The 13,493-nt window shown below is 46.3% G+C and carries 4 protein-coding genes (1 of these 4 cut by a window edge); all 4 read left to right on the top strand.

Annotated elements, in window-relative coordinates:
- The first annotated feature begins 50 nt into the window (after positions 1–50).
- Positions 51–932: a hypothetical protein gene (locus KIH87_RS11890; protein WP_232358082.1), complete on the top strand. Its 882-nt coding sequence runs from the start codon at positions 51–53 to the stop codon at positions 930–932.
- Positions 933–1,052: 120 nt separating this feature from the next.
- Positions 1,053–11,147, top strand: coding sequence for a non-ribosomal peptide synthetase (locus KIH87_RS11885; RefSeq protein WP_232358081.1), 10,095 nt, complete (start codon positions 1,053–1,055; stop codon positions 11,145–11,147).
- Positions 11,071–12,309 (top strand): non-ribosomal peptide synthetase, encoded by a 1,239-nt coding sequence (locus KIH87_RS11880; protein WP_232358080.1) that lies wholly within the window; start codon positions 11,071–11,073, stop codon positions 12,307–12,309. The genes KIH87_RS11885 and KIH87_RS11880 overlap by 77 nt, the downstream gene beginning before the upstream one ends.
- A protein-coding gene (locus KIH87_RS11875) for a non-ribosomal peptide synthetase (protein WP_232358079.1) crosses the window boundary here: on the top strand, positions 12,306–13,493 show its beginning. 17,190 nt of this gene lie beyond the right edge of the window; 1,188 of the gene's 18,378 nt are visible here — the first part of the coding sequence; it begins with the start codon at positions 12,306–12,308; its stop codon lies beyond the right edge, outside the window. Before KIH87_RS11880 ends, KIH87_RS11875 begins: the two co-directional genes overlap by 4 nt.

The following is a 13,493-nucleotide window of genomic DNA, read 5'->3' as shown; positions in this document are numbered from 1 at the left end:
GCAAACCTTAGGGTTTCAGAACACAGAATTTTAAAAGAAGGCAAAACACTATGAAGCTAGGTTTTACAGAAGCATTTGTGAATAAAGTCATTTCCGAGATCACGCCGTTTCAACATCTATCGGGTACTGAACATGTTGCTCCTATGTTGTATTCCCTGATTCGTATGCTCAAGCCACAAACCGTGGTCGAATTTGGTAGTGGTTATACTACGCCTTACATTCTGCAAGCATTAAAAGATAATGAGGATGACTTCAAACTCAATCAGCAGATCCTGAAAAAGCGAGCTATCAAACATTATAAAAAGGTGTCTGACCCGGCGCGTAAAAACATGGAACCCGATGATTGGTTGTTGGATGAAACAACACAGGAAATCTATGGTCAGGAGCCTGTCATTCCGATTCCTTCATTCTATTTGAAGCCCTACAAGCCTCAATTATTCACTTTCGAAGTGCTACCGGGCGATGATTTCTATGTTCAGAAATTAGCGAATCTGGTTAAAGAGTTAAAACTCGACAAATACTTCACATTAAATGCCGCTTGCCGCGTGACTGACTATGTGAAATTAATGCCAGAAGATCGTCTTCCGATTGATTTTGCATGGAACGATTTCGGTAACAAAAAGCGTTTCTATGATGAAACCTACGAATACGTCAAGGGCAACGGCGGTATTATGGCTTTCCACAACACCACCAACAGTGAAAAGGATCACCAGGAAGATTTAGACGAGGTCTTCAACGTGATCCGCCCCATGTTGCAAGATCACACAGCGGAATTACTGACCTTTCTGGAACCGCACAAGTTTACCCAACGTAGCTTAACGGTGGTGCGCAAACTGACCGACTTTAAACAAGAGTTCTTCCATGACCTGACTTCGCAGTATGACGAAGACTTGCTGAAATTAACTCGTACTCGTAGCGACTACATCCCGTGAGTTTAGCTCTCGCAACATAATAATAATAAGAGATAAAAGCGTAGGAGGAGATGACGTAAGTTGAGTCTCTCCTCAAGAAACGAATAGATACCCGAGCAATAAGATAACGGAAGTAGCAAGATGAATATTGTTGAAATTTACAAGCTGTGCAAAGAAAGCGGCATAAACATTCAAGTTGAAGCAGGAAATTTGCGGGTAACGACACAAAGCGGCGTTATTCCTGATTCCATCAAATCCTTATTGAAAGAGCACAAGCAAGCCATGATTGAATTGCTGAGTGCGGGAAGTGGGCAGGAATCGCAGCGAATTAAACCTCATCCTGAGTTAGTGCTGTCTTACACTCAACAACGAATGTGGTTTCAACAGCAATACGACCAGCAAAGTGCTATCTACAATATTCCTCTGATCCTGAAAAGTGACAGTTTGCTTGATGCCAGCAGTTTGCAGGCGAGTTTGCAACATTTGCTGCAGCGACATCAGGTATTGCGCACTGTTATCAACAATCAGTCGGGCATTGCCACACCCAAGCTGTTGCATAGCGAAAACTTCGCTTTAGTGGTACAACAAGTGACAGATTCATCAAATTCAGATGCTATTTTCGCTGAACTTGCTCATCAGCAAACTTCCGTTGCCTTTGATTTAAGCAAAGACTTTATGTTGCGAGGTACCTTGGTGCAGGTTGCAGAGCAATATTCTGTATTATTTTTAACCTTGCATCATATTGCGGCCGACGCATGGTCGCTGGATATTTTGTTGCATGAATTGAATCAGGTATACAGTTCTATCACTGCTCAACAGGAGCCAGCGTTAAAAGAAGTCGCCCTGCAATACAGCGATTACGCGGCATGGCAACAGACGTTATTGAATGATTCTGGTATGACCAACCAGTTGTCGTACTGGAAAGATCGATTAGCGAATATTCCTGACACTCATCGTTTTCCTACTGATAAGAAGCGTCCGGCCAACCCAAGTTTTAAAGGAGAGCGTTTACGCTTTCATTTAGATACTGTCACCAGCCAGCAATTGCAGTCTCTGGCGATGGAGAAAGGGGCGACTACATTCTCTTTGGTACAAGCTGCGTTTGCTACATTGATTGCGAAATACAGTGGCTTGTCTACCGACTCTGAAGTCATGACAGATGTGGTAATAGGAACCCCCGTTGCTAACCGCCATTTGCCAGAAGTGGATAAGATGGTGGGCTTTTTCGCGAATACCATTCCGCTTCGTACTCAAATTGATTTGGAAACGCGTTTTAGCGATTTGTTGGGGCAGGTACAGCACAACACCTTAAATGACTTATCAAATCAGAATGTGCCACTGGAGATGTTGATTGATGAGCTCAATCTGACGCGTAAAACCAGCCATAATCCTTTATTTCAAATGATGTTGGTGTTTGAAAGTGCTTCTGAAAACAACAACACTGCACAGTCCGATTCCAATTCATCGCTCTTTTCCCGTTATTCCGTAGACAGAGCCGAAACAGGAAGCAAATTCGATTTAACCCTGATAGCAAGACAATCAGAAAAAGGCTTGGCCTTTGCCTGGGAATTTGCTCATGACCTGTTTGAGCGCGAAACCATTCAACGATTGGCTGACAACTTCTTGCGCTTATTGCAATCCGTCGCCGAATGTCCGGAATCTAAATTGTCTGATTTGGATTGTGTTTCTGACAGTGAAAAACAGTTCCTGATTGAAACCGGAGTGGGAGACGCTGTTGCGCAAGACGAAAGTGCGACTATTCACGGACGTTTTGAACAACAAGCGGCTAAACAGCCTAATGCGGTTGCTTTAGTGTATGGTGATGAGTCCCTTACCTATGCTCAACTTAACGAGAAAGCTAACTCGGTTGCGCAAGCGTTAATGGAAAAAGGCATTGTGCCGGGAGATATGATTGGCATCTGCATGGGGCAATCACTGGATTTCCCTGTTGCTGTATTGGGTGTTTTAAAATCCGGTGCGGCTTATTTGCCAATGGATAAAGAATATCCTGCTGCTCGTATCAAACACATTGTCTCCGACAGCAAAGCCAAGCTGTGGTTAAGCAACACTGCTGAAACCGCGGGCAAGGTGTTAGGAGAGCATGGCGTTGAAACGCTGTTGATCTCTGAGATATTGCAAGTGAATTCTGCTATTTCACCGTCCGCTATTTCACGACCAACAATGAGCAGCCAGGATCTGGCGTATATGATCTATACCTCAGGTTCAACAGGGCTACCCAAAGGTACAATGTTGGAGCATGTCGGTGCTGTTAACTTGTCTCAGGTGCAACAACAGCAGTTCGCTATTAATGATGCTGCAAGCGTTGAGAAGGCTGCTTTGCAAAGTAAGGTTTTGCAATTCGCTTCTATCAGTTTTGATGCGGCGACGTGGGAGATATTGATGAGTTTGTGCAATGGTGCGCAACTGATCATCCCTAATGCAGAGCAAAAGCAAGATCCTGCGAAAATGGCTGCTTTGGTGCAACGGCACGCTATTACTCACGCGACGTTACCTCCCGCCTATTTGAGCTTGTTCGAGACAGAACAATTGGCGTCATTAACTCATTTAATTGTCGCCGGGGAAGCCATTAGCCGTTCAGAAGCCGAGAAATGGTGTGTTGGTAGACACTTCTTCAATGCTTATGGCCCAACAGAAACAACAGTCTGTGCCACCATTGGAGAATATCAGGGCGGTGTGGTGCATATGGGGCGCTCCATCGCTAACCACAAAGCCTTAGTATTGGACGCTGCCGGAAAGCTTGCGCCTATTGGCGCTATTGGCGAACTGTATTTGGGCGGTATTGGTTTGGCTCGCGGTTATCATAACAACGAGGCGCTAACCCAAGAGAGATTTGTCGCCCTAAGTGTTGGCGTAGATAAGCCGCAGCGTTTTTATCGTTCAGGCGATTTGGTTCGGTGGTTACCGTCAGGTGTGTTGGAATATATTGGTCGTACCGACAATCAGGTGCAAGTGCGAGGTTTCCGTGTTGAGTTGGGCGAAATTGAAGCGGCAATAGCTCAACATCCAGAAGTACAAGCGGGGTTTGTGCAGGTAAGCGAAAAAGAGAACGGTTCGCAGCTAACGGCTTATTTCACTGTGTCAGAAGGCGCTTTGAATCAGTCTGGCGATAGCCTGCGCAAAGGCATCAAGCAATTGCTTGAGCAAACCTTACCTTATTACATGATCCCATCGGCTTATGTGCCTTTGTCTCATTTCCCTTTGACCACTCATGGCAAAATTGACGTTGAGGCATTGCCTCAAGCGGGCGAAGCCGACACGGTTAAATCTACCTATGTTGCGCCAACAACAGACGCGCAGCGATTGGTGTGTTCAGTGCTTCAAGATTTACTGCATCTGGAACAAGTGGGAATTAAAGACAGCTTCTTTGGTTTGGGTGGCGATTCGATTTTGTCTATTCAAGCGGTGGCTCGTATTAATGCTTTTGGCTATCACCTGACTTCCAAGCAGTTTTTTGAAGCGCAGTCGGTAGAAAATATCGCTCAGATTTTGGCGGAGAGCTCAGCGACGGGGGTTGAATATAGTCAGGCTGAGAGCGTCGGTGAGATGCAGCTATTACCTATTCAACAGCGCTTTTTCCTATTACAAAATCAGGATAATGATCGTTATTTGCAATCTGCATTGTTACATGTACCAGAAGCGGTAAATGAAGCTTTCCTGAGAGCTTTTGTTGATGCTTTGTATCAACGTCACGACATGTTAAGAGTGCGTTTTACTGATCTGGAAAGTGTTCAGCCTAAAGCGCATTTTGCCCCGTTAATTGACGTGGATTTGTCTAAGATTTTGGACATCGTGGATATCAGCAGAGAAACCAGTGAATTACGCCAAAGTGCAATATTAGCTGCGAGTGAGCAAGCTAAATCCAGCATCAATATTGCGCAAGGCTGCTTGTTCAAGATGGTTTATATGAAGGCGGAAAAAGCACAAGACAGCCGTTTATTGCTTATTTTCCATCATTTGATTGTCGACGGCGTTAGCTGGCGTATTGTGCTGGACGATTTGGCCTTGGCGTACCAGCAACATATCGCTGGCGGTGACGTTCATTTAGGCAACAAAGCCACCACCTATCAGCAATGGAGTAAGCAATATCATTCATGGTTACAGAGTGAAGATGCTGTAGCCGATGTGGCTTATTGGCAAGATAAGGCGGCTTTAAACCGTAATCCGGCTATGGTTCAGGCTCTTTTATCTAAAGGTAAGAGCCAGTCGGATTTAGGCAGTAATACTCTGGCTGATTCGCACATTGTTAAAGCTCAGCTAGACACACAACTTACCCAATCCTTATTAAAAGATTGCCATCAGGCTTATCGCACGCAAATTAACGATTTGCTGTTAAGTGCCTTGGTGAATGCATTGGCGAAGTGGAGACCAGAGCTGTCAGGCAAGTCAGTGAGTGTTTTTCTCGAAGGTCATGGTCGTGAAGATGACAAGTTTGAGCATACCGATTTAAGCCAGTGTATGGGTTGGTTTACCAGTCTTTATCCGGTTATTTTCAGTGCTGAGAAGAACCCCGATGAACTGATCCTGGGCGTTAAGGAACTGACTCGTCAAATTCCAAGTAGAGGGTTGGGATATTTGGGCACCAGTTTGCAAAGTTCTGCGCAACAGATGGGTGTTTTGTTCAATTATCTGGGACAGTTCGACCAACAGCTTGGCAAAACCCAGTTGTTTGCCAGAGCCAATGAAGATACCGGCTTTGATGTGGCACGTTCCCGATTGCGCGAGTCGTTGCTTGGTTTTAATGGGCAGATAAGTAATGGGCAACTTCAGTTCAATATCGATTTTAGTCGAGAGCTATTTGCCGTTGCAGATATTGAACAACTGGCTCGCACATTCGAGACAGCATTAACGGCCTTAATCGAACATTGCCGCACTCAGAAAGAGTCGCGAGTTTCTCCATCCGATTTTCCACTTTGTCATGTTAGCCAGATTGAGCTGGAAATGTGGCAAGACGAGTATGGTGAAATTGACGATTTGTATCCGGCGTCGGGTAACCAGATGGGGATGTACTATCATGCTCAATTGGACGCTCAATCCAGCTACGCTACGCAAAACCTATTGCACTTTAATCGTGATTTTAACCCGCAAACCTTTAAGCAAGCCTGGCAAATTCTGGTGCAGCGACACGCGGTATTGCGCACTGTGTTTGTTGCTTTGGATAAAGAGCAAAGTCTGCAATTAGTGCAACGACATGTAGAGTTGAATTGGATTGAGAAAGATATCGCGTCATTAAGCCAATTCGAGCAGGATGACGCTATTCAAGATTATCTTGAGTCCGATAACGCGATTCCCATTGACTACCAAAAAGCGCCTTTATCTCGTTTTGCCTTATTTAATCGCGGCGAACAGGGTTTTAGTTTTATCTGGACCTGTTCTCACACTATTTTGGACGGATGGAGCCTGGGGGTTGTTTACGATGAACTATTAACACTCTACCGTGCGCTATTGTCAGGCGTTGCGCCTGAATCTGTGGGCTTGCCAAACGTCGCAAGCTATAAGCAATACATTGCCTGGACGCTTGAGCAAAGCAATCAAGCTTCAACTGAGTTCTGGCAGCAAGAACTTGAAAATGCAGAACTGAGTAATGCCATTGGCATTGAGGCGTCTAACAATGAAGTGGCTCATCAAGGCAAACAAGTGCTTAAGCACACACTGCCTTCCGGTCAATATCAAGCCTTAAGAAGCTTCGCGGCGCAACAGAACATGACTATGAGCACCTTGGTTCAAGCCGCTTGGGGTTACTTGTTGTGTTCATACCGAGATACAGATCACATTATTACGGGTGTGACTTTGTCTGGACGTCCTGCCGATTTGCCTGGGGTGGAATCCACGGTTGGTATGATGATCAACACAGTTCCCGCCTGTATTCGAGTGTCTCCTGAATGGGCTATTCGTGACTGGTTACAGTCGTTACAAAACACGCAATCACAGCGAGAACGCTTTGGCTTTGTGCCTTTGGCTGAGATTGTCCAACACAAGAACCTGGATGAAGGCGAGCAGTTATTTAATACGGTATTAGGTTTCCACAATCAGCCGATTGAAGATGCCGCTGAATTGATGCGTGAATCGGATATGCGAGGCGGTGTTGCCCATGAGGAAACACATTATCCACTGGTGTTGGGGGTAGCGCCGCATCAAGATTTGGTCTTCACGCTTACCTACGATTCGAACTTGTTTAGTAGCGCGGCAATGGATCGTTTGGTTAGCCATTTAACGCAAGTCTTGTCTGGTTTAATTGCGCCAGAAAATAAAACGTTGGCTGATATTCATCTTCTGAGTGATGCTGAAATTACAGCCTTGGTGCAATTATCTGAATCACAAAAATTACCCGCACAAACCACTTTAGTGCCTGCTCAACTCTCCGCTTTAGCTGTATCTCAAGCCGATGCGCAAGCGGTGGTGATGGAAGCGGAGTCTTTGAGCTTTGCCGAGTTGGACGCGCAATCGAATCTGTTGGCGCGTGCTTTGGTGAAGTTCGGCGTGAAAGCGGGCGACAGAGTGGGCATGTGCCTTGACCGCTCGGTTGAGATGGTGGTGGCGGTGCTGGGGATTATGAAATCCGGTGGCGTTTATGTGCCACTTGACCCGACTTATCCCGATGAACGTTTGTCCTATCTAATTCAGGATGCCGGAATTAGCCATGTCGTAACAGAAGTCTATTTAGCTGACCAGTTACCTTTGAATGACCAGCAAGTGTTGTTGGTGTCCGAGTGTATTGATGACAGTGATGAGAGAGACGAAGAAGCCGAAACCGCCGTTGAGGTTGCGCTAGCGGCCTCCACTCCGGCCTATATGATTTATACCTCGGGCTCTACCGGACAGCCTAAAGGCGTGTTGGTTAATCATGGTGCCTTGGCACAGCGATTGGCGGGCTTGCAGCATCACTATCAATTGAACGGTGAAGACAAGGGCTTATTGTTTGCGTCCATGAGTTTCGATGCCTCATTGAGCCAGCTGCTATTGCCTTTATGTGCAGGTGCGGCGGTGGTCATCCGACCGGATGATGTCACCGAGCCAGAAGCCTTGATGGAATATATTCAAGCAACCGGAGTCAGCTTCCTGCATGTGGTGCCGGCTTATCTGAAACAGCTGGTTGCTGTTTCAGGTTGGCAAGATTCCCGCTTACGCATAGTCGTTAGTGGCGGTGATGTCTTTGACACTGGTTTGTTAGACAGCTGGTTTAACGGCGACAACGCCAGTGAACGAGAAGGCATCGCACTTTATAACTCCTATGGCCCCACGGAAATTGTTATTACCAGTAGTAGCCATCGGGTTTCAGTAAAAGCCCTTGAATCGAAAGGCAGTGCGCCGATTGGTAAGCCTTTGGCGAATACTTCTTACTGGATTGTGGACGCACAAGGTCAGCTATTACCGCAAGGAGTGGTAGGAGAGTTGTGCATTGGCGGTGACAGCCTTGCTGAAGGATATTGGCAGCGTGAAGCACAAACCGCTGAGCGATTCGTTGAGTTGAGATTCAACAATACGCTGCAACGAGTCTATCGCACCGGCGACAGAGTGAAATGGAATGACGCGGGTGAATTAGTCTTCGTCGGTCGTCAGGATAATCAGGTGAAGGTGCGTGGTTATCGTATTGAATTGGGTGAAATCGAAGCGGCCTTGAAAGCGTGTCAGGGTGTGACCGAAGCGGTGGTGAAAGCCGAAGACGATGGCTTATGGGCGTTTTTGTCACTAGATGAAAATAGAACAACCCTGACCCAGGTAGAAGAAGAGTTAGCGACACATTTACCGGGTTACCTGCTACCCAGTGGTTTTGAGACCATCACCGAATGGCCATTAACAGCCAGTGGCAAGATTGACCGCAACAAGTTAGTGCGTGGTTTAGAGCAAGATTCGGGCAGTCGCGCACCGAAAAACGACACCGAAATTGCCTTGCAAAAGATTTGGGCAGAGTTGTTGAAAGTGGAAGAAGTTGGCGTGACCGATAACTTCTTCCAGATGGGCGGACATTCCTTGCTAGCCACGCGTTTGGCAAGTCAAATCCGTCGTCAATTTGAAGTGAACTTCACCCTGAAAAGCTTGTTTGAATTGCCCAGTATTGAAGAACAAGCTGCCATGATTGTGGCGGAAAAAGGTTTGGATTCTGAGTTCACTACCGCGTCTGAATCGGATAATGCTTCGTCGTTTGTACCTACCATTCCAGTATTGGAAGGTAATGAACCATCGCCTTTATCCCATGCTCAAAACAGCTTGTGGTTAATGGAGCAAATGGATTCTTCTGGTGCCAGTTATATCGCTGGTACGGCAATGACTATTTCCGGAAACATTAGCCGGGAAGCAATTGAGCAAGCTTTTGCCACTATTGTCGAGCGTCATCAGGTGTTGCGTACTGTCATTCGAGAATATGACGGGCAGCCCATGCAACAGGTCGTAGATAATCCAGAGTTCAATGTTGGTTTTACGGACTTGTCGGCTCTGGATGCTGGATCGCAAGATCAGGAAATTCTGAATATGCGCCGGGAAGCCAAATTGTCCCGATTTGATTTGGCTCAGGATGTGATGTTGCGAGTACATTTGGTTAAGCAAAGTGATACTCAACATACCTTGTTATTGCACATGCATCATATTGTCTGTGATGGTTGGTCGATTGGTCTTTTGATGCAGGAATTTAATATTCTCTATCAAGCCTATTCCGAGCAAGCAGAGGCTAAATTACCTGATTTGCCTGTACAGTATCGCGATTATGCCAGCTGGCAAAAAGCCCAGTTGTCAGGAGAGAAACTGGATGAATTAGCCGAATATTGGACGCAACGTTTAGCGGACATTCCAAGTGTGCATCAATTGCCGATGGACTTTGATCGTCCAGACATTCCTTCCTATCGCGGTGAGGTTTATCGCCAACAATTGAGTGGTGATGTCAAAACGGCTTTCAGTCAGTTAAGTCGTAATAACCAGACCACTTTCTTTATGGCGATGCATGCTGCTTTTTCAGCCTGGTTAGCCCGCTATTCTGGTAGTGATGACATTGTATTAGGCAGTGCGATTGCAAACCGTGAGCAAAGTGAAGTCGCTAATTTGATCGGCTTTTTCTCTAATGTTCTGGTGTTACGTAGTCAAATTGATAATAACGAGTCTTTCGCCTCACTGTTGAGTAAGGTGAAAACCAATGACATTGCTGATTTTGACCATCAGCAGATGCCGTTTGAGCTGCTGGTTGAAAAGCTTAATCCAGAGCGTACGCCGCAGTACAACCCGTTATTCCAAATCGTATTGAATGTGGATAACAACGATGGCGAAGATTTGCAGGTATCAGGCTCAGAAGTGAAAGGTGGCGGGCAATTGAGCTATGAAAGTAACTTCGACCTGACGCTTTATGCAGTAGAGCAGGAATCAGGCATTAAGCTGGTGTGGCGATATGCTTCAGATCTCTTCACAGAAACGACGATTGCGCGCATGTCCAATAGCTTCTCGGCCTTATTGCAAGCTGCAATAGCGAATCCTGACACCTTATTAAAAGACTTGCCTTTGGTGTCTGATGCTGAATCACAAGCGCTATCAGTTTTGGCAATGGGTGAGGTATTACCCGCACAAACCACTTTAGTGCCTGCTCAACTCTCCGCTTTAGCTGTATCTCAAGCCGATGCGCAAGCGGTGGTGATGGAAGCGGAGTCTTTGAGCTTTGCCGAGTTGGACGCGCAATCGAATCTGTTGGCGCGTGCTTTGGTGAAGTTCGGCGTGAAAGCGGGCGACAGAGTGGGCATGTGCCTTGACCGCTCGGTTGAGATGGTGGTGGCGGTGCTGGGGATTATGAAATCCGGTGGCGTTTATGTGCCACTTGACCCGACTTATCCCGATGAACGTTTGTCCTATCTAATTCAGGATGCCGGAATTAGCCATGTCGTAACAGAAGTCTATTTAGCTGACCAGTTACCTTTGAATGACCAGCAAGTGTTGTTGGTGTCCGAGTGTATTGATGACAGTGATGAGAGAGACGAAGAAGCCGAAACCGCCGTTGAGGTTGCGCTAGCGGCCTCCACTCCGGCCTATATGATTTATACCTCGGGCTCTACCGGACAGCCTAAAGGCGTGTTGGTTAATCATGGTGCCTTGGCACAGCGATTGGCGGGCTTGCAGCATCACTATCAATTGAACGGTGAAGACAAGGGGCTTATTGTTTGCGTCCATGAGTTTCGATGCCTCATTGAGCCAGCTGCTATTGCCTTTATGTGCAGGTGCGGCGGTGGTCATCCGACCGGATGATGTCACCGAGCCAGAAGCCTTGATGGAATATATTCAAGCAACCGGAGTCAGCTTCCTGCATGTGGTGCCGGCTTATCTGAAACAGCTGGTTGCTGTTTCAGGTTGGCAAGATTCCCGCTTACGCATAGTCGTTAGTGGCGGTGATGTCTTTGACACTGGTTTGTTAGACAGCTGGTTTAACGGCGACAACGCCAGTGAACGAGAAGGCATCGCACTTTATAACTCCTATGGCCCCACGGAAATTGTTATTACCAGTAGTAGCCATCGGGTTTCAGTAAAAGCCCTTGAATCGAAAGGCAGTGCGCCGATTGGTAAGCCTTTGGCGAATACTTCTTACTGGATTGTGGACGCACAAGGTCAGCTATTACCGCAAGGAGTGGTAGGAGAGTTGTGCATTGGCGGTGACAGCCTTGCTGAAGGATATTGGCAGCGTGAAGCACAAACCGCTGAGCGATTCGTTGAGTTGAGATTCAACAATACGCTGCAACGAGTCTATCGCACCGGCGACAGAGCGAAATGGAATGACGCGGGTGAATTAGTCTTCGTCGGTCGTCAGGATAATCAGGTGAAGGTGCGTGGTTATCGTATTGAATTGGGTGAAATCGAAGCGGCCTTGAAAGCCTGCCAGGGTGTGACCGAAGCGGTGGTGAAAGCCGAAGACGATGGCTTATGGGCGTTTTTGTCACTAGATGAAAATAGAACAACCCTGACCCAGGTAGAAGAAGAGTTAGCGACACATTTACCGGGTTACCTGTTACCCAGTGGTTTTGAGACCATCACAGAATGGCCATTAACAGCCAGTGGCAAGATTGACCGCAACAAGTTAGTGCGTGGTATTTCTTCTGATTCAGACGCTCGTGCTCCAAGTACAGAAATCGAATTGGCGCTGCAAGCTATTTGGGCTGAACTGCTAAAAATAGATGCAATTAGCGCTACCGATAACTTCTTTAACATGGGCGGTCACTCGTTGTTAGCTACTCGTCTTGCCAGCCAGATCCGTCGTCAATTTAACGTTGAATTTACGCTGAAGAGCTTATTCGAGTCGCCAAGTATTGAAGAGCAGGCTCGCTTGATTGAGCTACTTAGCGCTCCAGTTAATGCCTCAAACTCAGGTGATGACGCGGTCAATGATGCAGAAGATATGGAAGAATTTGAACTATGAAGTTAGTTGATCTTTTAACCTTATGTCGTGCCAAAAACATTGAAGTCAAAGTACAGCAAGGAAAGCTGAAAGTGAGTGCGCCCTCGGGCGCACTTACTGATGAGATTAAAGGATTATTAAAACAACATAAAACTGACTTACTGGTGTTTTTGTCTTCTTCTGATACTCAGGATATTGAGCCGTTAACCCAGGAACAATATATCCAGGGCGTACCGTTGTCATTTACGCAAAAACGATTGTGGTTTCTGGCACAGCTGGAAAATAGCGGTTTATACAATGTGGGCGGTAATTTTGCTGTCAGTGGTGAGCTTAATCTCACAGCCTTAACACAGGCCCTCAATGAAATCGTTCGACGTCATCAAGTGTTGCGCAGTGTTTATCAGGAGCAGAATGGTGAACCTGTACAGGTGCTATTGTCGGATTTTGCGCTTGAGATTGAGCAATTCAACATTGCGGCAGAGGACGATATTGAAAGCGCATGGCTAAAAATTAGTGAAGCATTCGCTGCTCGGCCTTTCGATTTAACTCAGGATTTGATGCTTAGAGTCGGCGCTGTGACGGTCTCTCAGGATGAAGTGCGATTGATGATTTATATGCATCATATCGCTTCTGATGGTTGGTCATTATCGGTTTTTGTTCGTGAGTTAAATCGTCTTTATGATGCCTTAACCGAGAACGACATGGTTGAATCAACATCAATTTTGTCGCCATTATCGGTTCAATATGCGGATTATGCCCAGTGGCAGAATACGCATTTCTTGCAAGAAAATGGGGTAGTAGGAAAAGACTTTTGGTTAACGTATTTGCAAGATTTACCTGAAGTTCATTCGTTACCTTTAGACGCGCCTCGACCAGAACAACAAAGTCATCAGGGGGACGTGGTTAAATCTCATCTGCCTAAAGCGCTAGCGGATAAATTAAATGCGTTGGGGCGTAAGCATGGTACGACGTTATTTATCACTTTGTCGTCCATATTGAGTTTGCTACTGTCTCGCTACAGTGGTGAAGATGATATTGTGTTGGGAACGCCCATTGCCGGACGGGTTAATCATGATGTAGAGCCGTTAATTGGTTGTTTTGTTAATACCTTGGTGCTTCGTGCTCAAATAGATCCTGCAAAGCCTTTTTCCGAGTTTTTACAGCAATATCGTAACGGCGTATTGAGTGCTTATCAGTATCAGCAT

This window comes from Paraneptunicella aestuarii, assembly GCF_019900845.1.
In the GTDB taxonomy this organism is placed as follows: domain Bacteria; phylum Pseudomonadota; class Gammaproteobacteria; order Enterobacterales; family Alteromonadaceae; genus Paraneptunicella; species Paraneptunicella aestuarii.
Note: the sequence above shows the minus strand (reverse complement) of the source record. Positions and strands in the feature narration are given on the sequence as shown.